At 63.7% G+C, this 19321-nt stretch carries 20 protein-coding genes; 16 read left to right on the top strand and 4 right to left on the bottom strand.

From position 1 onward, the window contains the following. The first annotated feature begins 519 nt into the window (after positions 1–519). Entirely contained in the window at positions 520–1152 is a 633-nt protein-coding gene (locus AC5FRW_RS02345) for an HAD family hydrolase (RefSeq protein WP_493566812.1), read from the top strand. 18 nt (positions 1153–1170) lie between these two features. On the opposite strand, the gene AC5FRW_RS02340 is transcribed toward AC5FRW_RS02345, so the two are convergent. Beyond that, entirely contained in the window at positions 1171–2091 is a 921-nt protein-coding gene (locus AC5FRW_RS02340; RefSeq protein ID WP_493566811.1) for a molybdopterin-binding protein, read from the bottom strand. A 79-nt stretch (positions 2092–2170) separates the two neighbouring features. Between AC5FRW_RS02340 and AC5FRW_RS02335 the strand changes: the two genes are divergently transcribed. Both AC5FRW_RS02335 and AC5FRW_RS02330 read left to right on the top strand, forming a co-directional pair. Next, positions 2171–3289, top strand: a complete 1119-nt coding sequence (locus AC5FRW_RS02335; protein WP_493566810.1) for a mechanosensitive ion channel family protein — start codon at positions 2171–2173, stop codon at positions 3287–3289. Between the two features lie 51 nt (positions 3290–3340). Next, positions 3341–4666 carry a tRNA pseudouridine(54/55) synthase Pus10 gene (locus AC5FRW_RS02330; RefSeq protein ID WP_493566809.1) on the top strand — a complete coding sequence of 442 codons (1326 nt, stop codon included), beginning with the start codon at positions 3341–3343 and terminating at the stop codon, positions 4664–4666. A 94-nt stretch (positions 4667–4760) separates the two neighbouring features. Here the strand turns inward: AC5FRW_RS02330 and AC5FRW_RS02325 are convergent, their stop codons facing one another. Then, complete coding sequence (locus AC5FRW_RS02325; RefSeq protein ID WP_493566808.1) at positions 4761–5687, bottom strand: DMT family transporter; 927 nt, start codon at positions 5685–5687, stop codon at positions 4761–4763. Between the two features lie 156 nt (positions 5688–5843). Between AC5FRW_RS02325 and AC5FRW_RS02320 the strand changes: the two genes are divergently transcribed. Both AC5FRW_RS02320 and AC5FRW_RS02315 read left to right on the top strand, forming a co-directional pair. Continuing rightward, the gene (locus AC5FRW_RS02320; protein WP_493566807.1) at positions 5844–6746 is read left to right on the top strand and encodes an aldo/keto reductase; all 903 of its coding nucleotides are present in this window, start codon (positions 5844–5846) and stop codon (positions 6744–6746) included. 104 nt (positions 6747–6850) lie between these two features. After that, on the top strand, positions 6851–7840 hold the full coding sequence (locus tag AC5FRW_RS02315; RefSeq protein WP_493566806.1) for a ring-cleaving dioxygenase: 990 nt from the start codon (positions 6851–6853) through the stop codon (positions 7838–7840). Between the two features lie 116 nt (positions 7841–7956). On the opposite strand, the gene AC5FRW_RS02310 is transcribed toward AC5FRW_RS02315, so the two are convergent. Then, the gene (locus AC5FRW_RS02310; RefSeq protein ID WP_493566805.1) at positions 7957–9249 is read right to left on the bottom strand and encodes an MFS transporter; all 1293 of its coding nucleotides are present in this window, start codon (positions 9247–9249) and stop codon (positions 7957–7959) included. A 195-nt stretch (positions 9250–9444) separates the two neighbouring features. Here AC5FRW_RS02310 and AC5FRW_RS02305 point away from each other — a divergent pair, with 195 nt between their 5' ends. From AC5FRW_RS02305 to AC5FRW_RS02285, 5 genes are all read left to right on the top strand, one after another. Then, a complete protein-coding gene (locus AC5FRW_RS02305) occupies positions 9445–9600 on the top strand; it encodes a hypothetical protein (RefSeq protein ID WP_493566804.1) in 156 nt (51 codons plus the stop codon). Between the two features lie 46 nt (positions 9601–9646). Continuing rightward, positions 9647–10024, top strand: coding sequence for a DUF7522 family protein (locus AC5FRW_RS02300; RefSeq protein ID WP_493566803.1), 378 nt, complete (start codon positions 9647–9649; stop codon positions 10022–10024). A 39-nt stretch (positions 10025–10063) separates the two neighbouring features. Then, on the top strand, positions 10064–10489 hold the full coding sequence (locus AC5FRW_RS02295; protein ID WP_493566802.1) for a hypothetical protein: 426 nt from the start codon (positions 10064–10066) through the stop codon (positions 10487–10489). 29 nt (positions 10490–10518) lie between these two features. Then, the gene (locus tag AC5FRW_RS02290) at positions 10519–10953 is read left to right on the top strand and encodes a DUF488 domain-containing protein (protein WP_493566801.1); all 435 of its coding nucleotides are present in this window, start codon (positions 10519–10521) and stop codon (positions 10951–10953) included. 143 nt (positions 10954–11096) lie between these two features. Then, positions 11097–12104, top strand: a complete 1008-nt coding sequence (locus tag AC5FRW_RS02285; protein ID WP_493566800.1) for an aldo/keto reductase — start codon at positions 11097–11099, stop codon at positions 12102–12104. A gap of 6 nt (positions 12105–12110) precedes the next feature. Here the strand turns inward: AC5FRW_RS02285 and AC5FRW_RS02280 are convergent, their stop codons facing one another. Beyond that, positions 12111–13118 (bottom strand): NAD-dependent epimerase/dehydratase family protein, encoded by a 1008-nt coding sequence (locus AC5FRW_RS02280; RefSeq protein WP_493566799.1) that lies wholly within the window; start codon positions 13116–13118, stop codon positions 12111–12113. A 156-nt stretch (positions 13119–13274) separates the two neighbouring features. On the opposite strand from AC5FRW_RS02280, the gene AC5FRW_RS02275 reads away from it, so the two are divergent. The 6 genes from AC5FRW_RS02275 (at position 13275) to AC5FRW_RS02250 (ending at position 19317) form a co-directional block, all read left to right on the top strand. Further along, positions 13275–13748 (top strand): dihydrofolate reductase, encoded by a 474-nt coding sequence (locus AC5FRW_RS02275; protein WP_493566798.1) that lies wholly within the window; start codon positions 13275–13277, stop codon positions 13746–13748. Between the two features lie 189 nt (positions 13749–13937). Beyond that, the gene (locus AC5FRW_RS02270) at positions 13938–14846 is read left to right on the top strand and encodes a GAF domain-containing protein (protein ID WP_493566797.1); all 909 of its coding nucleotides are present in this window, start codon (positions 13938–13940) and stop codon (positions 14844–14846) included. Next, positions 14843–15517, top strand: coding sequence for a DUF7504 family protein (locus AC5FRW_RS02265; protein WP_493566796.1), 675 nt, complete (start codon positions 14843–14845; stop codon positions 15515–15517). Before AC5FRW_RS02270 ends, AC5FRW_RS02265 begins: the two co-directional genes overlap by 4 nt. Positions 15518–16019: 502 nt before the next feature. Further along, positions 16020–16316, top strand: coding sequence for a 30S ribosomal protein S24e (locus tag AC5FRW_RS02260; RefSeq protein ID WP_493566795.1), 297 nt, complete (start codon positions 16020–16022; stop codon positions 16314–16316). An 80-nt stretch (positions 16317–16396) separates the two neighbouring features. After that, positions 16397–17293 (top strand): hypothetical protein, encoded by an 897-nt coding sequence (locus AC5FRW_RS02255; protein ID WP_493566794.1) that lies wholly within the window; start codon positions 16397–16399, stop codon positions 17291–17293. A gap of 377 nt (positions 17294–17670) precedes the next feature. Beyond that, complete coding sequence (locus tag AC5FRW_RS02250; RefSeq protein ID WP_493566793.1) at positions 17671–19317, top strand: hypothetical protein; 1647 nt, start codon at positions 17671–17673, stop codon at positions 19315–19317. Positions 19318–19321 lie beyond the last annotated feature (4 nt).

Below are 19321 nucleotides of genomic sequence, written 5' to 3'. Positions count from 1 at the left end.
CAGAGAAGCCTTGAAAACTGACGGTCAGGACGTTTAGTAGAGCGAGCGCACCCCGACATCGTCCGGGAGTTTGGGGTGCGTCTCCATACGGCGGGGCTGTCGATCGGTTTCACGGTGCAGTCGGGCAGTGTATGCATACACTGTCCAAAGCACAGATCGAGCCGCCGACGTGGGCGTCGAACTTCGCAAGCAATCGGCCAGCGGCGGCGTCGCATCGAACCCATGACGATAGCCAGATCTATCCCCGAAGAGTCGCATCGCTCGTCGGCGCCCGTTCGATCACAATCAGCCCGCACTCGACTTCCCGATAGCACTCGATCTGGTCTCCCCCGAGGGGGTCCGTCTGAAACTGTATCTGGTGTAGGCACGGCGACCACCGATCACAGCTTCAACTGCACGTGGGTCCGTCTAACGTGAGCGTAGCCGCCACCTGATCGTCGAACGGCCCAGAAGGTTTTTACTAACCGGCGAACGGCCCAGAAGGTATATACTCGCCTGTCGCCTATATTCGCAGTCCCGATGGCCCGCAACTACGACTTCTGGATGTTCGATCTCGACGGCACGATCGTCGATATCGACCCCGCATATCCGTCGACGGTCGTCACGGAAGTCGGTGATCGGCTGGGCGTGGGCTTTAGCAACACCGAAGCCGAGATCCTCTGGTACGGTCTCGGCGGCGTTCGCGAGACGGTACTGCAGCGACACGACATCGACCCGGATCGGTTCTGGGAGACGTTCCACGACGTTGAGAATCCGGCTGACCGGGCCGACGCGACGTATCTGTACGACGACGCCGAGTCGTTCGTCGGCGAACTCGACGGCCCGATCGGTCTCGTGACTCACTGCCAGCCCTACCTCACCGGGCCGGTGCTGGACCGGCTAGACATCCGTGACTGGTTCGATACGGTCGTCTGCTGTTCCGAAGAGATCGGCTGGAAGCCCGATCCCACACCGGTCCAGATGGCGATGAGCGATCTCGGCGTGGGTCACAACGGCCACGAGGGCGTCCTCGTGGGCGACGACCCCGACGACATCGGCGCGGCCTGGAACGCCGGGCTGGACGCGATCCACGTCGAGCGCCACGATCCCGACGAACGGGGTCAGTGCGTGATGGGCGACCACCGCGTTCGCGGCTTCGACGACCTCGTGTAACCCCGCCGTCGAAACCGCTCACGCCTGTTCCCAGTCGATCACTCCGACGGAGTCGCCGGCATCGAGTCCGGCCGAATCCTCGTCGACCGACACCCAGCCGTCGGCCCGCGTCACGTCCCGCAGCGTCGGCGCCCCCTCGCCCAGTGGCGTCGCGACGTGGTCCTCCAGCGCGACGGGAACGAACGTCCGGGTATCGGCGTCGCTCTCGACGGCGGTCCCCATCTCGGCGTGGTGGTGTGGGTGGGCCCCGAGCGGTGCGCCGGCGAGGTCGGCGACGAGCGGTCGAAGCAACTGGACCGCCCCCACCAGACACCCGACCGGCGATTCTGGCAAGAGCAGAAGTGGGCGGTCCTCGACGCTGGCGACGGCGACGGTCCCGCCCGGTTCGGCCGCGATAGCGTCGACGTGGACGGTCCCGAGGTCGGCGACGACCTCGCGGACCAGATCCTCGCGGCCCACACCGGTGATAACGAGCGCGTCCCGGGTCAGGTCGCGCTGGATCGCGGCCCGGACGGCGTGGCGGTCCTCCACTACTGTGTTCCGATAAGTCACCTTTCCGCCCCAGCGGTCGGCATGCTGGGCGAGCGTGAACGCCGTCGTCTCGACGCGTTCGCCTGCCTCCGCCTCGCGCTGGACCAGTTCGTCGCCAGTGGGAACGATCCCGACCGTCGGGCGCTGGACGCCGAGGACACTGTCGATGCCCGCGACTTTCAACAGTCCCACGTCAGTCGGGCGGAGGCGATGCCCGGCCGGAAAGAGCGTCTCGCCGACCTCGATACCGTCGGCCGGTCCGCCTTCACTCGCCGTGACCGGATCGGCGAGGACGCGACCGGTCGCCACCGACAGCGGGACCGTGTCGGTGCGGTCGATCTGGTCGACCAGCCCACAGAGCGTCTCGCGTGCGTCGTCCACGTCACTCCGACCGCGATGCTCGTCCATAGCTCTGCTATCGACTGGGACGACAAAAGTCCGCTGTCGAACGAGCAACAGCTATGGTGGTCGGTCGCCTGCCAGCGGTATGCAAACGAACGGCATCGGCGCGCTCTGGGCCTGGATCGCGTCACTACCTGGGTGGCAGGGCTTTCTCGTCGTGATCGCCACGGCGATGGTGTGCGCCGCCGTCCTTCGGGTCGGTGGCGACCGAGTCCTCAGGCGAGCGACCGTGCGAATCCCGGGCGACGTGGACGACATCGTGCTCGGCGGCGTCCACCGGGCGCTGTACCTGACCGTCGCCATCGGTGGCACGTATCTCGGACTCTCCCTGTTCGAGCATCCGCTAGCCCAGCATCCGTCGATCGAAGCGACGACGCTGTCGCTGGTGACGTTGCTCTGGATGGTGACGCTCGTCCGCATCGGCCGCAAGGCCTCGAACGCGGTGACGGACAACCGCTACATCGACCGGCAGGTCGTCCCCATCTTCCAGAACGTCTGGACGGCTGCCGTCGTCGGCGTCGGCTCCTTTCTCCTGCTTGCGGTCTGGCACATCGACGTGACGCCACTGTTGGCCTCCGCCGGGATCGCCGGCATCGTCATTGGGCTGGCGGCGAGAGACACCATCGCCAATCTCTTCGGCTCGATCGCGCTGTACCTCGACGGCACCTACGCCGTCGGCGACTACGTCGTCCTCGAAACCGGCGAACGGGGCCGTGTCGAAGACATCTCCGTGCGCTCGACGGTGATTCGCACTCGCGACGACATCCTCGTGACGGTCCCGAACTCGGTGCTCAACAGCGCGTCGGTGATCAACGAGTCGACGCCCCGGCAGAAGCGCCGGATCAAGGTGCCCGTCGGCGTCGCCTACGGCTCGGACCTCGACACCGTCGAGGAGATTCTGCTCGACGTGGCCGCCAAAGCGGACCACGTCCTCGACCGGCCACGGCCACGGGTGCGCTTTCGGGCCTTTGGCGACTCGGCGCTAGACCACGAACTGCTGTGCTGGGTCCCGAACCCGGCGCTGACCGCCAGGGCGACCCACAACTGCAACCGGGCGATCTACGACCGCTTTCGGGCGGCCGACATCGAGATCCCGTTCCCCCAGCGCGAGGTCACGATGACCGCACCGGCGGCCGACAGCCCGGCCGAGAACGGCGAAGGAGCGTCGTCGCCGCGGCAGGGGGCTGGCGACACCGACCGGTAGTCCGTCGCCGCTTCGAAACGCAATTACGCGCCGCTCGTCACTACTGTGACAATGACACTGCTTTCCGACGCCCGGGCGGCCATCGCGACCGGGCCGCTCTGTGACTCCTGTCTCGGCAGACTCTTCGCCGACCGGAGTTTCGGCCTGACCAACACCGAACGGGGGCGGGCGCTACGGACGACCATCGCGCTCGACGACGACGAACCCTACGAGACCCCAGACGACTGCTGGGTCTGTGAGGGCGAGACCGCGCGTTTCGACGAACTGGCAGAACGGGCCGCGACGGCCGTTCAGGGCTACGAGTTCGCGACCTACCAGCTCGGGACGCGCGTCCCGCCGCTGCTCGAAGAGAACGACCGGCTCCTGCGCGAGGACGTGGGTCTCGACGGCGACGAACCGGACGCCGACCACGACGACCGGGCGGCCTTTGCGGGCGAACAGCTCAAGACCGAGTTCAATCGTGAAGTGGGCCGCCGGGTCGGCACGCTCACCGGGGCCGAGGTCGACTTCGAGCGCCCGGACGTGCAACTGACGCTCGATCTGGCGACCGACGAGATCGACGTGCAGGTCAACTCCGCGTTCGTCTACGGGCGCTACCGCAAGCTCGAACGGGACATCCCCCAGACCAAGTGGCCCTGCAACGAGTGTGGCGGGAGCGGCCTCAAACGGGGCGCGGACTGTCCGGGCTGTGACGGCATCGGCTACCGCTACCCCGAGAGCGTGGAGCAACTGTCCGCGCCGGTCGTCCTGGAGGCGATGGACGGCGAGGAAGCGGTCTTCCACGGGGCCGGCCGCGAGGACGTGGACGCGCTGATGCTTGGCGGCGGTCGGCCGTTCGTCATCGAGATCAAGGAGCCACGCACCCGCGACGTGGACCCGGCCGAACTCGAAGCCGAGATCAACGACTTCGCCGACGGCAAGGTCGAGGTCGAGGGGCTGCGACTCGCGACCCACGACATGGTCGCCCGCGTCAAGGAACACGAGGCCTCGAAGACCTACCGAATGGACGTCGAGTTCGACGACTCCGTCGACGCGGACGACCTGACGGCGGCCTTCGAGACGCTCGACGGCGCGACCATCGAACAGCGCACGCCCCAGCGTGTCGACCACCGCCGGGCCGACATCGTCCGCACCCGCGAGGTGTACGACATCTCGGGCGAACTGGTCGACGAGCGCCACGCCGACATCCGCGTCCACGGAGCGGGCGGCCTGTACGTCAAGGAACTCGTCTCCGGCGACGAAGGACGTACCCAGCCCAACCTCGCCGACGAGGTCGGAACCGGTGCCGTGGTGACAGCGCTCGACGTGCTCGACGTGGAGGGCGAAGACGAAGCGTTCGAACAGCCCGAATTCTTCACAGACGACGCCGACGCGTAGTCCATCTTCGCGGACGGTGTCGTGGTAGGGGCGCTCCGAGAACCGTCAACGAGAATAGTAGTGGCCGACAGCGTCGACCCCGGCACCGAGGCGCTCAGTCATCGTGGGCGGCCGTCGCACCGTTGATCTCGTCGACGAGGTCCGCGATGGCCCGCCGTTTGAGGAGGACGAATCCGAGGACGACGACGAGGAACCCGACGACCGTCAGCGCCGTAATCGACTCCTCCAGCAGGAAGACACCCGCGACTGTCGCGACGATAGGGACGAGATACGCGACCAGCGACGTCTCCAGCGCCCCCCTGACCTCCAGCAGCGTGAAGTAGATGAAGAAGGCGATGGCAGTGGCGAAGACACCGAGGTAGGCGACGGCCCCGGCCGACACCGCTGTCTGTGGGACCGCGAACGGTTCGCCGATGCTGGCGCTGGTCACGTGCAGAATGATCGCGCCCAGCAGCATCGACCACCCCGAGAGCGCCGCCTTGTCGATGGTCGGCCGTGCCCGCTGGACGAGCACGCCGCCGAGGGCGACGCTGGCGACCTGCGCGAAGACGAGGACTCGCCCGATCACGTCGCTCCCGAACAGATTGTTCGGGTCCGGGCGGACGATGAGGCCGACGCCGACGAAACCCAGCAGGATTCCGACGGCACCGACCGCCGACACCCGTTCCTCGGGCAGCAGACCCAGCGCCCACAGCGAGGTCACGATGGGGACGAGGCTCTGCATGATGGCCGCGACGCCGCTGGGGACAGTCTGCTGGCCGACGAAGAGGAAGGCGTTCCCGGCGACGAGAAAGACGCCACCGGCCACGACCGCACCGACGTTCGCGGCCCCCGTCGGTCGCCAGTTCGGTTCGCGAAGCGCCGCGTATGCGAGCAGACAGACGGCGGCGACGTCGTAGCGAAAGGCCGCAAACAGGACCGGGTCGAGTGATTCGAGGCCGACCGAGATGGCTGGAAAGGAGAGTCCCCACAGCGTCGCGAGCAGGGCGAACAGAGCGACTGGGCGGAGACGGTCGTTCACACGGTGACTGTGGGCGCGGGGCAATTATTCTGCTCGGTTCACCGTCGGCCCCGGTGACGAACTGCGGCCGTTCCCGTCCGCCCACCGGCACCAATAATCCGTATCAGCCGACATCTGCCACCGTCTTTTATCATGGTTTCGCCCCTCGATTCGGCTATGGAGACACGCCCACTCGGCGAGACCGGTCACGAATCGAGCGTCCTCACCTACGGGTCGATCGCACTGAACTTCGTCGATCAGGAGCGAGCCAACGAGATGGTCGAAGAGGCCCTCGATGCGGGCGTCAACCACTTCGACGTGGCCCCGACCTACGGCGATGCGGAGGTGAAACTGGCCCCGAAACTGCAGGAGCATCGCGACGACATCTTCCTGGGCTGTAAGACGCAGGAACGGACCTACTACGGCGCGTGGGGAGAGCTACACCGGTCGCTCGAACGGCTCGGTGTCGAGAAGATCGACCTGTATCAGTTCCACGCGGTCACCCGCTACGACGAACTCGACGCCATCCTCGGTGAGTACAGCCCGGAGATGGCACAGGGCGACCACGACCCCGGCGCGTTACAGGCCCTGCTCGACGCGAAGGAGGCGGGCCTGATCGATCACATCGGCCTGACGAGCCACGGCGACCCCAGCCTCATCCGGTCGGCGATCAAGCGCATCCCCGAACTGGAGACGGTGATGTTTCCCTACAACTACACGCTCGAAGCCAAGAAGGGACCGGAGTACGACTACGGATCGGTGCTGGAACTGGCCGAGGAGGAGGGTCTCGGGACACTCTGTATCAAGGGCTTCGCCAAGGGACCGTGGGACGAGGACCTGCCGGAGGACGAACGGCCCTACGATACGTGGTACGAACCGTACGACACCGATGAGGAAATCCGCGAGTGTCTGCGCTTTGCCCTCTCACAGGGGATGACCTCCATCCCGAACGCCGGCGACGCCGACCTCGTCGGGACGATCATCGACGCCGCCGAGGACTTCGAACCGATGAGCGAGGACCAACAGGAAGCGCTCCGCGAGCGCGCGACGGACGCCGAGTCGCCGGTGCCCGAACCCTGACAGCGCGGGCGGCTGGCCGCGGTACCAGCGCTATCGACACCGCAGAGACCCGGTAACACTCGCGCCGCCACGAAGTCAAGTAGTTCGAGCGCCTCCCTTCGCGTATGGCTGATCCGACCCCGACGCCGGGCATCCACCACGTCACCTGTATCGCTGGCGACCCCCAGCGCAACCTCGACTTCTGGGTCGAGACGCTGGGTCTGCGGCTGGTGAAGCGTTCGATCAATCAGGACGACCCCGAGACGTACCACTTCTTCTTCGCCGACGCCGAAGGGACGCCGGGGACGAGCATGACGTTCTTCCCGTGGGAGCACATGCGCTCCGGGAAAGTCGGCTCCGGGCAGGTCTCCCGGACGGCCTTCCGCGTGCCAGCGGGAAGTCTGGACTTCTGGGAGGAGCGTTTCGACGAGTACGGCGTGGAGTACGACGAGCGAATCGAGCGATTCGGCGAAACGGTGTTACCGTTCGAGGACCCCGACGGCCTTCCCGTGGAACTGGTCGCCGTCGAGATTCCCGACGACGACCCCACGGTGCCGTGGACCGAGTGGGTCCCCGAGGACGTGGCGATCCGGGGGTTCCACTCCGTGACGCTGTGGCTCGCCGACCCCGAACCGTCGATGGACCTACTGGAAACGATGGGTTTCGAGCGCGTGGGCACTGAGCAGGCACAGGGCGACACGCCGGGCGACGAGCGCACGCGCTTCGCCGCTGACGGACCGGTAGGGAAGTACGTCGACGTACTCCCGACGATCAGCGGGGGCCGGCAGGGCACCGGGACGGTCCACCACGTCGCCTTCCAGACGCCGACCGACGCCGACCAGGAGTCGATGCGCGACGCGATCCAGTCACAGGGACTGCGTCCGACGGCTCAGATCGACCGCCACTGGTTCCGCTCTGTGTACGTCCGCGAGTTCGGTGGCGTCCTCTTCGAACTGGCGACGAGCGGCCCGGGCTACACCAGCGACGAACCGCTCGACGAACTGGGCGAACGGCTCGTCCTCCCCGGGAAGTTCGAGGATCGGCGCGACGAGATCGAAGCCGCACTGACGGACGTGACGGTGCCACGGGCAAACCCGGTCGAGACCGACGATTGAATTTACCGGGTCGCGACGAGCCGCGACCGTCGATCATACTACCGGCTGTACATCTGTACACGATTTCGCCACCCCCGGGGGTGGCGAAGATCGTCACGAAGTGACAGCCGGCAGTATCAGTCACCCGGTGTCGGCGCGACCGCCCCCTGTCGACTCGCACGCACGCTCGTGACCGCGAAGCCGAGCGTCGCGACCGCGATAAAGCCCGCCGCGGCGAGGAACGCCGCTTCTGCGGAGACGAAGTCTTTGATCGCTCCGATCAGTACCGGCCCGACGACCTGTCCGAGTTTCCACGAGATCGACCGCAGCGAGAAACTGGAGGCGACGGCGTCGAAGGCTTCGGCCTCGCCGACGAAAAGCGCCATACTCGCCGGCAGGCGGATACTGTCGGCCACGCCCAGGATCGCGAAGGCTCCGAACATCGCGAAAAACGCCCCACCGAGGACCTGCTGGCTGCCGAACGCGGTGATCGTCACCGGCGACACGGTCCCTTCAAAATAGGCCGCAAGCGGGATCAGCGCCGTTCCGACGCCGTACAGGCCCGCGCCAACGGCGACGAAGTAGTGGTGGTGGCCGAGCCGGTCGGTCAGGTCACCGACGTACCCCTGCGTGATCGCCTTCGTCAGTTTGCCGCCGGCCATGATCCACCCGATAGCGAACGCGGAGACGTCGAACGTCGTCCGGGCGTAGATCGGCAGGAAGATGATGACGGCCATCTTGCCGACGCTGAAAGAGGCCCGAAAGCCCACGAGTGCCCGTAGCATCGGCCGGCCGAGTAACTCTCTGAACGTCTCGATCCCGCTGGCTTCGTCCGGGTCCTTCCGGCCGCCGGGGTTGTCCCGGAGGAACAGGTAGACGAGGACGAACGTGAGCAGCGTCACGCCACTGAGGACTGCATAGGTCAGCGTGAAACCGTGTGCATAGAGCAGGTAGCCACCGAGCAGGTCCCCCGCGAGCGAGGAGATAGAGCCAAACTGATTGTACGCCCCGAGCCACTGACCGCGGTCGTCTTCGGGACTGATCTCGCCGATGACCGTCGAACCGGTGATCCACAGTAACGACGCACCCAGTCCCTGCACCATTCTGACGAGGACGATGTGGACGGCGTTGTCGACGAAGACGAAACCGGCGAACACGGCGAGGTTGATGACGAACCCGGCCAGCAGGTACGTCTTGGCGTCGCCAACGTCGATACGCCGCCCGAGGGGCAGGACCACGACTAGCTGGACGAGGGCAAAACCGGTCCCGAACAGTCCCTCTATGGTCCCGGTCGTCCCGAACTGCTCGGCGTACAGCGCGAGCGCGATGAGGATCGTCGAGTAGGCCTGACTCCGGGCGAAGGCCGTCCCGGCGAGGGCGGCGAACTCACGGTCGCGCAACAGGCCGATCGAACCACCGATACGAGCCACTCAGAGCATCACCGTGACTCAACGCAGGACGGTCCGTGCCGAAAAATCGCTCGGTGCCGGAAGCGATGATACAGCGAAGGAGTGGTTGTATTATCCACGCTCGCGACTGTGGACGCCGCGGGACTAGCTTTCCGATCGATCGAAGCGAGATGTCGCGGGCTGAAGAGATTTAGTGCCGGCGAGTGAACGGTCCGTATGGACCTCGTGAAGTACTACGACGAGATCGAACCGGTGACGATGCTACTGATCGGGTTCGTCCTGTTTATCATCCCCGAACCGGCGACATCGACGCTCGGGCTGGGACTGATGCTGCTGGGTGCATCGTGGTGGTTCTACGAGTGGCAACGGTGAGCGGCCGACCCTATCTTTGAAACCGTGTGGCGTGTTATATCAGCCCATGGTACGCTTCGACAGGGAGGAGCTCGTCGCTGGCCTCCGGTCACTGACGGGCGATGAGCTTCGGTCCGTCGCGGTCTACGACGAGGACGGCTACGAATTCCTCTATCTCCGCGACGAACTCACGGACCGTGCAACGGCGATCTCGGACGACATCTACCAGAACCTCGTCCTCGAAGGGATCGGCAAAGAGTATCTCGAAGACCTGTTCGAGGCCGGCGAACTGTGCTGTACGCTCCACGAGTTCGAGACGCTGCGCTCCTATCACTTCGTCACCGACCAGTTCGAAGGGCTGTTCATCAGCACCGACACCGGCAGCGAAGCCCGGTCTGCGGACATCAGGGCGGTCGTCGACGACAACCTCGACGAACGGCAGTGATCCGGGAAGCGTATAGGCACCCCCGACGAGGCGTCATCCATGAGCGGTGACGCGACGGTTCGATACGGAGTGCCGTCGACGGTCTGTGACCTCTGTGACGGATCGCTCGGAAACGGCGACCAGCAGATCTGCCAGTGGTACAGCGACGGCACCACACTACCCGTCGACGGATCGGTCCTCAGCATCTGTCGAGCCTGTCGTAGCGAGGTGGGGGAACTGGTCGACACGTGGACGACGGTGCCGGAACCGCCGGTCGACGCCGCCTCACTGGCGGCGGGCTACGACCGCGTCGCCGAGCACTGTAGCTTCTGCGAGCGGCCACTCGACGATGCGCCCGTCGGGATGGAGTACTACCGGGCCGGCACCGACCACGACGGTGGGCTTGCCCAGTTGTCCCATTACGCGCTCTGTCCTCACTGTGTCTCGGTGTTCGGTGAGTTCCTGCGCGGCGTGGCCGACGAGTAGTTTTGTCACTCGCGGTCGAAGGGTCACACATGTCCGGCGATCTGATCGATACCTACGTCGCCGCACTCCAGCACGACCTCGTCGAGCTACCCGACGAGACGCGCCGCGTCGGTGTCGTCCGCTCGCCGACGCCGTGGTTCCACGGCGTCGTCGACGAGAATCGTCCCGAACTGGGACCGCCGCGCGCGCTGCTCGACGAGTTTCAGGACTTGCAAGCGTCGTTCACGCTCGACGGCATGTGCGACGAGGGCGCGCACAACGCCGCGTGGGAGGAACTCGCGTTCGAACGACGGTACCGGGACTATCTCGATACGGACGAGCCACAGGGAGCGATCACAGACCTGCTCGACATGCTTGCCGACGGCACCGACGTGGCGCTCGTCTGCTTCGAGAACACGGACCAGAAACGATGTCACCGGACGATTCTGCGCGAGGAACTGACCGGACGACACAGCGGGACGTGATACTGCCGGCTGTCACTTCGTGACGATCTTCGCCACCCCGAGGTGGCGAAATCGTGTACAGATGTACAGCCGGTAGTATGAGCACCGAGATGTTTCCGAGGCTAAACAATCGTTAACCCCTTCGCGCTCGCACTTCTGACCGTATGCACTACCGACGACTCGGCACGACAGGACTGCAGGTCTCACCGCTCTGTCTGGGCACCTGGCGCTTTGGCAAGGAATCGGACGGCGTCGTCGAGACGTCCCGCGAGGAGGCCCACGAACTGCTAGACGCCTTCGCCGAACGCGGCGGCAACTTCATCGACACCGCCAACGGCTACGGCGGCGGGGACTCCGAGCGCTGGATCGGCGAGTGGCTCGACGACGAGGACCGCGAGGACTACGTCATCGCCTCGAAGTGCTTCTGGTCGACCGTCTCGCGCTTCCAGGAGAACCTCTCGAAGAAGAACGTCCGCGCGGAGGTCGAAGGGTCACTGGACCGACTCGGAACGGAGTACCTCGACATCCTCTACCTGCATCGCTTCGACGACGAGACGCCGATCGAACAGACGCTTCGAGCCGTCGACGACCTCGTCAGCGAGGGGAAGGTCCACTACGTCGGTCTCTCGACGGCCGACGCCTGGAAGCTCACGAAAGGTCTCTGGAAAGCTGACGTCGAGAACTACGAGGCCTTCACGGTCACCCAGCCGCTCTTTCACGCCGCCTACTACGAGGACGTGGCCGAGTATCTGGACGTGTGTGCCGACCAGAACCTCGCCGTCTGTCCGTACTCGCCACTGGCCGGTGGCTTCCTCACGGGTAAGTACGAACGCGCCGGTGATGGCACGTACGACCTCGACGCACCTGAAGACACCCGCGCCCAGTTCGACGACCGCTTCCTCGATTTCTACGTCTCAGAGCGTGGCTGGCACGTGCTGGACGAAGTGCAGGCCGTCGCCGAGGAGGTCGACGCCTCGCCCGCACAGGTCGCGCTGCGCTGGCTGATGGACCAGCCCGATTTCGACTGCGTGCCGATCATCGGCGCACGGACGGTCGACCAGCTCGACGAGAACCTCGGGGCGATCGACGTGTCGATCAGCGACGACCAGTTCGAGCGCATCCTCGACGCCCGCTACGACGAGGACGGGAAACTGTACAAGACGAACGTCTGAAGAGGGTTACTCGCCGACGGCATCGAGGAACTCGGCTTCGGCCTCGCGCCACGCGGCGATCAGTTCGTCGTCGTTCTCACTGTCCCAGTCGTCGATCCGGTCCTCGGCGTCGAGTCGCTCGACCGTCCGTCGGACTCCCTCTGCGAAGGAGACGGTGTACTCGAAGCCCAGATCGCGTCTGGCCTTGCTGTTGTCGAACACCGTCGAGAACTGGAAGTGATCGAGCAACATCCCGGTCCGGTCGGGCACCGCGTCGGCCAGCACCTCCGTCGGGATGTGGACGAGTTCGGGATCGGGGGCGTCGAGTGCGTCGGCGACGGTCCGGTGGTACTGGTTCCACGTGATCACTTCCTCGCTGGTGACGTGGTAGCACTCGCCGTACGCGTCTCCATTGCCGACCGCACCGACGAACGCGCCGGCCACGTCGTCGCGGTGACACGGTCCCCAGAGTGACTGGCCGTCGCCGTGGACGACGATGGGCTTGCCCCGTCGGATCCGGTCGACGTAGTAGGTGCCGACCCCGAGGGTATGCAGGACCGGCCCACCCTCGCCGTAGGTACTCCACGGCCGAATCACCGTTGCGGCGAACGCGCCGTCGTCGTCGGCGGCCATGAAGATGTCCTCACACTCGGCCTTGTTCGCGCCGTACTCGCTGACTGCCGGTTCCCGTGGGGCGTCTTCCGTGACGGGATTCGTCGGGAGTGGCCGGTGGTACACGTCGACCGTCGAGCAGAAGACGTACTGCTCGACACCGTCGAAGATCTCGACCGCGCGCTCGGCTTGCTCGGGCGTGAAACAGACCATGTCGATGACGCAGTCCGGCGCTGCTCGCTCGCGGGCGGCCCGGAGGTCCCCGTCGTCGTCCCGGTCGCCGTGGACGAAGTCCACCGACTCCGGCAGGTCGGCCTCGCTCTCACCCCGAGTGAAGCAGGTCACGTTGTGCCCGGCCTCGACGAGCTGTCGCGTAATCCCGGTACTGATCAACCCCGTCCCGCCGATAACGAGTACGTCCATGACCGCGAGACGGGAGGGGAGCTGTTAAAACTCCGGTCTGCTGCGATTCGGGGTTCGGACAGTCGAACGGCCGACGCCGGGATCGCACTGGAGCAAACAGTCGAAACATGCTCTCGGGAGCGGTGGAGAGTAGTACTCAGGGGCCAAAGACCGGGTATGGAGATTATCGCAGTCGCGGCGGTCAGCGAGAACGGCGTCATCGGCGACGGCGACGACCTGCCCTGGCACCTCCCCAGCGAGTCACGGCGATATCGTGAGCGCGTGGCCGACGACACGGTCGTACTGGGCCGGCGAACGTTCGAGATGTTCGACGACCTGCCGGGGGCACGCCAGATCGTCCTCAGTCGGAGCGAGCGTCACTACGACGCGCCGACCGCCGTCCACGCCGGGAACGTCGAGGCGGCGATCGATCTGGCCCGCGAACGCGGCGATCCAGTGCTGTACGTGCTGGGGGGCAGCGCCATTTACGAGGCCCTCCTGTCCCACTACGACCGGATGCTGTTGAGTCGAGTGGACGGCGAGTACGAGGGCGACGCACACTTCCCCGAGTTCGACCGCTCGGCGTGGACGATAGTCGAGCGAGAGCGCTTCGACGGCTACACGCTCGAAACGTGGGAACCGGCGGCCTGATACTGTCGGCTGTAATTCTGTGAAGAACTTCGCCACTACGGAGTGGCGAATATCTTGAAATAGTTACAGCCAACAGTATGAGGCTCGTTGTCGCGTCGTCTGTGTCCCGTCTCCCCACCGCTCGTTTTCGTAGCTGATAGCTGGGTCGGTACGTACATACACGCACAGACACCCTCTGTCACAGAGAGCATGACGGCTCATCGAATTCTCGTCGTCGATCCCGACGAGACCGACCGCGAGGAGACGGTCGCGCAACTCCGGGCCGAACTGACCGATCTCGATCCCGTCTTCGAAACTGCCGGGCGACTCGAAGACGCGATCGAGGCCCTCGACCGAGAGATGTCAGTTCTCATCACGGAGTACGACCTGCCGGACGGAACCGGCTTCGACCTCATCAGAGACGCCAGAGAGACCTGCCCGGACGCAGGCTGTCTCCTCTATACCGACACCGATCCTGCGACGATCACCACCGATCCGCTCAGAGGGACCATCACCGAGTACGTCGGCAAAGAGTCGGTGTTCGGCACCGAACGACTGGCTCGTCTGGTCAGGACGACCGCCGAAGATGGCGTCCAGACGACGTACCCGCTGCCACAGAACGAGGACGAACGCATCGCAGCACTCCAGTCCTACGACCTCGACCATCCCGAACTCCTGTCGTCGCTGGATCGGATCACCGATCTGGCGGCGGACCACTTCGACGTCGATCGGTCGTCGATCAACATCATCAACGAACACAGTCAGGATTTCATCGCCTGTTACGGTGGTGCCCAGGAGTGGGAGACGATGGACCGACAGGACTCGATCTGTACGTTCACCATCCTCGAAGACGACGACGTGATGACCGTCGAAGACGTGACCGAAGACCCCCGATTCCAGTCCCGCAGCGAGACACTCATCGACATGGGTATCCGGTCGTACATGGGCGCGAACCTCGTCACCTCCTCGGGGCTTGTGATCGGGCCGCTGTGTGTCTACGACGACGAACCGCGATCGTTCTCGCCGGCCGATCGGGAGTACCTCCGAAATCTGGCGTCGGTCGCCATCGATCTCATCGAGTTACACGCGCGACTCGAAGATGACGGAGGTGCACAATGAGCGAGACCACGAGCTACCGGTTCAGCGACGACATCCCGCTGGAGCCGATCGACGCGGGATCGACGGTCATGGTCGCCGGCCCGGCATTCAGCCGTGCTGAAGACCTCGCGCTGTCGCTCGTCGCAGAGGGGTCGGAGTTCGGCGAGGGAATGCTGTTCGTCTCGACGAATCAGACCTGTGGAAAACTGCTCGACTCCTGCCGGCGCTCGTACCCCGATTTCGACGCCACGCGGGCCGGCGTGATCGACTGTAGCGGTCAGGATATCGGCCACCACCAGTTCGACGCCGCGGTGCGGTCGATCTCGACCCAGAGCGATCTCACCGGGATCGGGATGCGTTTCTCGGCGCTGTACGAGCAACTGTACGCCAATGCCAGTGGCGGCCGGGTTCGAACAGGTCTCGTCAGTCTCTCCTCGCTGTCGATGTACGTCGATCTACGTGCTCTGTTCCAGTTCGCTCAGACCCTCTCGGGACGCATCGACAGCGCCGGTGGACTCGGCGTGTTCGCCATCGACCCCACGACCCACGACACCAAGACTGTCAACACCCTCGGTCAGGTGGTCGACGCCCGGATCGAGGTCCGAGAGCACGAGGGCGACGCCGACGGCCAACTGCGGGTGCGCGGTCTCTCCGGGCAACCCACCGACTGGGAACCGTTCACACTCCCGTAGGCGTCGCCGATGGAGAACGGTCTTTGCGGGGCGGCCACTACACCCGAGTGGCCGATGACGATGGATCGCGGTTCCGAGCGAGGATGACTACCTGGCCGTGACGAACCCTATGAGTGCCGAGGCCGAACTATGACAGACGATTCACTTCTCTCGTTGGAGGGAGAGCATAGACAGCGGCCCGTCTTCGTCTTTTTCTCACCAAGTCGCTCTCCGCCCCAGCACAAACACGGGAAGAACCAGTCGCGACGCTCCAATAACGGCCACAGTTGCAGCAATGTCGTCGAGAAATATATTATTCAAAGCTATAGAGTGTCTCAGCACCGTACTCCCTTGTCCCCCATATCGGGTACAGCAGCGAGTAGAGGAGCGTTCCAACGCCCAACGAAAACGGAACGATCTGGTGACCGTCACCCTTCGCCGTCTATCGGTTTGAGTGGGAGTCGAGGGTTCTTCTATATATAGTTAAACGTTTAACCGTGGGATTGAAGAATGGATTACACGAATGGAAATAGAGGTACAGAGCGAGGAGGAAAACCCCATGCTTCACCGAATAGATATTCGATTTGAGATTGAGCATGAAGCTGGGACCCCCTCCAGAAGTTCGGTTCGAAGTCGACTTTCTGCAGTCATAAATGCGGATTCTAGTGTAGTGGTTATCAGAAATCTCGAAACAAAATTTGGAACTCGGTTGACTAGTGGCCGTGCAAAGTTATACGATTCGTTAGAGTTCGCTTGTGATCTCGAGCAAGAGCACATTTTAGAGCGCAACGATATTTTGGAAGATTGCCAAGATGTGTAGTCGAATCTCGATTTATTCGGACAGTAGAGTGATACAGTGCTAACAACTTTCAATGTGAGGGGGCTTAGTCTAGTATAAGCATGGCAGACGCAGGAACCGCTAAGACAACGAACAATGAAGGTTCCTCTCTCGTTCGACTTGTACAAAAGTACAAGGTTCGATTTCTCTTGACCCTGTTTATAGTGTTTGGCTTCGCTATTCACTTCTTCGTGAGCGCAAACGGGTCCGGGCAGATATTTGGCATCCCGTCTGGTTTTTACGGGAAGGTCGCCGATTCGTTCATCATTGCGGCAGTCGTTGGTATCACGTACGAATGGTATGCAAAAGAGGCGAGGACCCGTGAGCTAGAGAATATCGTTCAGAATGCGGTGTCCGATACTACAGGCAGGACTGAAATATCTGAACTGGAAATGAAATCTGCCGTATCGGATGTCCTTTCGAGCGAAGATGCGGCGCTGTTCTCCATTTTCCAACGTGACGAGGGAACCGCGATCGTCCGACAACGAGTACAAGGGGCCAAGAGTACGATCAAAATTATTGGAGAGTTTCGTGTTGGTACCGGGTCTGTATCCACGGTGGATGAAGAAATGCAAAGATTACACGAAGTAAAGAAACATCGGTTGGAGGAGGATACTGAAATCGAGATTTTTCATGTTTGCTCCTCAAAGGAGGACGATGACGACTGGGTTAGTGCTCATTACGAGCTTTTAGAAGCTGCTGAAGCTCCCGGCTCGAAATACTCCCTCTTACATTTTGCTGACCATCCGCCGCATATGTCATTCGTGATAATAGATGACGAGTATGTCGTGATTGATCTAAAAGGAGAGCGGATCGGATACGAGGGGCGGGACACAAAGCTGGTGTTAGGTACCAGCCATGAATCTATCGTTGATGCGTTTTGTGAACACTTTGATGATATATATGATGAAAACAGAGCCATCCAAGACAAAAGTGTTCTCGAGAAGGCTGTAGACTGAGAAGCGAATACTGGCCAGATACCGGCGTTCATAGAGGGTGGTCTGCTGCTCTGTCGAATCCGCTGACTGGGGCCGGGTCGGTGGGCTACCGTCCAGCGTTTGAACAGGAGTCGGAGACAGATCAGTCGGAAACAGCTTCCTCCCAAAAAGCAGCCCATCCATCGAGGTCCGGGTGTCCGAATTCGTGACCGACAGAGTATGACGACACAGTCATCAGCCATTGCCCTGCGCTGTCTGTGGATGCAACAGGGCAGCACTGTCGGTCTGGTGCCAGCGTCCAGTGGAGAGATCGATGACAAACTACGAGAAGTTCGGTGACTGTCGGCCGAGCGAACGGCATCCAAAAGTTAAGACAGTGAGGTGCGAACGGTGCCAGTATGTCGAGTGTATCAGGCGACTCCGTCGAGGACCGATTACAGGCGGTCAGTGATCGGCTCCAGATCCCGACGACGACGCGACAGATAACGCAGGTCCGGCTCGGGCAGTTGCGCAACAAACCCGAAGTCGACGAGGAGACCATCGACGACTACCTCGCGGCGGCATTGGCGCTGTCGGCACGGGAGGATGGGCTGCCGATCAGCGAAGACGTGATCGCGGACGCGTGGTCCGAGACGCTCGGACCCGACCGGACGGTCACGATCTCGGACGAGCAACTGGAGCGCACGCGACAGGCACTCGACATCGACGAGGTGCCTGCCCATCCGATCGCACTCATAGAACGGCTGGGCGAATCGATCGAGATGCCCGAGGCGCTGATCGTCGTCGCGAGACGGCTGCTGAACGACGCGTTCGAGACCGACTCGACGGTCGTCGCGAACGGACGGTCGCCGGCGGCGACGGTGGGGGGCGCGCTGGCGCTGTCGGCGCTGGTCAACGGCCACGACGCCGACGACGTACAGGACGTGCTCGCGGGCGCATCGAAGACGAGTCGGGTGGCCCTGCAGAGCCGCTGTGAGGACCTCCAGCGGTTGCTGGGCCAGGATCGACTCGCGAGCGACCGGTACCAGATGGCGACGGAGACCGAAAGCGCAGTCCGAGAACCAAGCGAACAGGCGACAGCGGCCGACGGGGCTGGTAACGCCGAGTCCGAGACGCCGGTCGAGACGGCCACTGAGCGTGCGAGCGAGAACACGGGCGGGACCGCCGCGACGGAGCGCGAGGGCGACGGCGTCGCTGCCGAGACCGGGCGAGCCAGTGAGACCGGACGCGACGAGGGGGAACCCACCACCGAGGACGACTCCGACGAGGAATCCACCGCCGACGAGGAGTCCACCGTCGAGATCGACGCCAGCGAGGTGGAGGCAGAGATCGATGCGCTGGTCGAGGAACTCGACATCGACGCGTCGACCCGTCTGATGGCGCGCGGGATGGTGAGCGATGCCGTCAGCGAGGTCGAGGTGGACACTGCCACCGAACTCGCCGGAGCCACGGTCGTCGCCGGCCTGCGGATGCAGGACGGCGCTGTCGACGTGGTCGACGTGGCCGGCCTGCGAGCGTTCGAACCGCGCGATATCACGCAGTCGCTCGACGCCCTCGACGCGGCGGTCGACGTGGAGATTCCACGGCGCGGCCCGGACGACATCGTCGAGGAACTGGTCACGGAACTGGGTCTCGACGAGACCGTCCGAGCGGAGGCGCTGCGAGCACTGGAACACTACGGGGCTGCCGAGGGCGAGGGAGACTACACCGCGGCGGAACTGGGCGCTGGCGCGGTCGTGTTCGCAGCGACGGTCGACGCCACGCAGGTCGACCTCGACGATCTGGCGGCGATCAGTGGTGCGGGAACGAGCTTCATCACCGACGCGATGAACGTCATCGTCGTCTCGCTGTGTCGCAGCCTCGTCCGTGGCGACATCGACTACGAAAGCTGTTCGTGGACGACCGATCTGCTGGAGTCGGAACTGTCCTCGAACCTCGGCGACTCCGAGACCGGCCGGACCATCGCCATCGCCAAGACCTACATCGCCGGGCGTGAGGGGCGTCACATCGGCGATGCGGAACTCGACGCCGTCATCGGCGAGTGAGTCG

Source organism: Halomicrobium sp. HArcht3-1 (genome assembly GCF_058933345.1).
Note: the sequence above shows the minus strand (reverse complement) of the source record. Positions and strands in the feature narration are given on the sequence as shown.

Bases quoted from the DNA above. Each gene is read 5' to 3' on its own strand.
- AC5FRW_RS02335 (WP_493566810.1), top strand. From the start codon at position 2,171: ATGCAAACGAACGGCATCGGCGCGCTCTGGGCCTGGATCGCGTCACTA.
- AC5FRW_RS02250 (WP_493566793.1), top strand. From the start codon at position 17,671: ATGTCGAGTGTATCAGGCGACTCCGTCGAGGACCGATTACAGGCGGTC.
- AC5FRW_RS02280 (WP_493566799.1), bottom strand. From the start codon at position 13,118: ATGGACGTACTCGTTATCGGCGGGACGGGGTTGATCAGTACCGGGATT.
- AC5FRW_RS02300 (WP_493566803.1), top strand. From the start codon at position 9,647: ATGGTACGCTTCGACAGGGAGGAGCTCGTCGCTGGCCTCCGGTCACTG.
- AC5FRW_RS02270 (WP_493566797.1), top strand. From the start codon at position 13,938: ATGACGGCTCATCGAATTCTCGTCGTCGATCCCGACGAGACCGACCGC.
- AC5FRW_RS02330 (WP_493566809.1), top strand. From the start codon at position 3,341: ATGACACTGCTTTCCGACGCCCGGGCGGCCATCGCGACCGGGCCGCTC.
- AC5FRW_RS02340 (WP_493566811.1), bottom strand. From the start codon at position 2,091: ATGGACGAGCATCGCGGTCGGAGTGACGTGGACGACGCACGCGAGACG.
- AC5FRW_RS02290 (WP_493566801.1), top strand. From the start codon at position 10,519: ATGTCCGGCGATCTGATCGATACCTACGTCGCCGCACTCCAGCACGAC.
- AC5FRW_RS02345 (WP_493566812.1), top strand. From the start codon at position 520: ATGGCCCGCAACTACGACTTCTGGATGTTCGATCTCGACGGCACGATC.
- AC5FRW_RS02265 (WP_493566796.1), top strand. From the start codon at position 14,843: ATGAGCGAGACCACGAGCTACCGGTTCAGCGACGACATCCCGCTGGAG.
- AC5FRW_RS02275 (WP_493566798.1), top strand. From the start codon at position 13,275: ATGGAGATTATCGCAGTCGCGGCGGTCAGCGAGAACGGCGTCATCGGC.
- AC5FRW_RS02255 (WP_493566794.1), top strand. From the start codon at position 16,397: ATGGCAGACGCAGGAACCGCTAAGACAACGAACAATGAAGGTTCCTCT.
- AC5FRW_RS02305 (WP_493566804.1), top strand. From the start codon at position 9,445: ATGGACCTCGTGAAGTACTACGACGAGATCGAACCGGTGACGATGCTA.
- AC5FRW_RS02315 (WP_493566806.1), top strand. From the start codon at position 6,851: ATGGCTGATCCGACCCCGACGCCGGGCATCCACCACGTCACCTGTATC.
- AC5FRW_RS02285 (WP_493566800.1), top strand. From the start codon at position 11,097: ATGCACTACCGACGACTCGGCACGACAGGACTGCAGGTCTCACCGCTC.
- AC5FRW_RS02260 (WP_493566795.1), top strand. From the start codon at position 16,020: ATGGAAATAGAGGTACAGAGCGAGGAGGAAAACCCCATGCTTCACCGA.
- AC5FRW_RS02320 (WP_493566807.1), top strand. From the start codon at position 5,844: ATGGAGACACGCCCACTCGGCGAGACCGGTCACGAATCGAGCGTCCTC.
- AC5FRW_RS02295 (WP_493566802.1), top strand. From the start codon at position 10,064: ATGAGCGGTGACGCGACGGTTCGATACGGAGTGCCGTCGACGGTCTGT.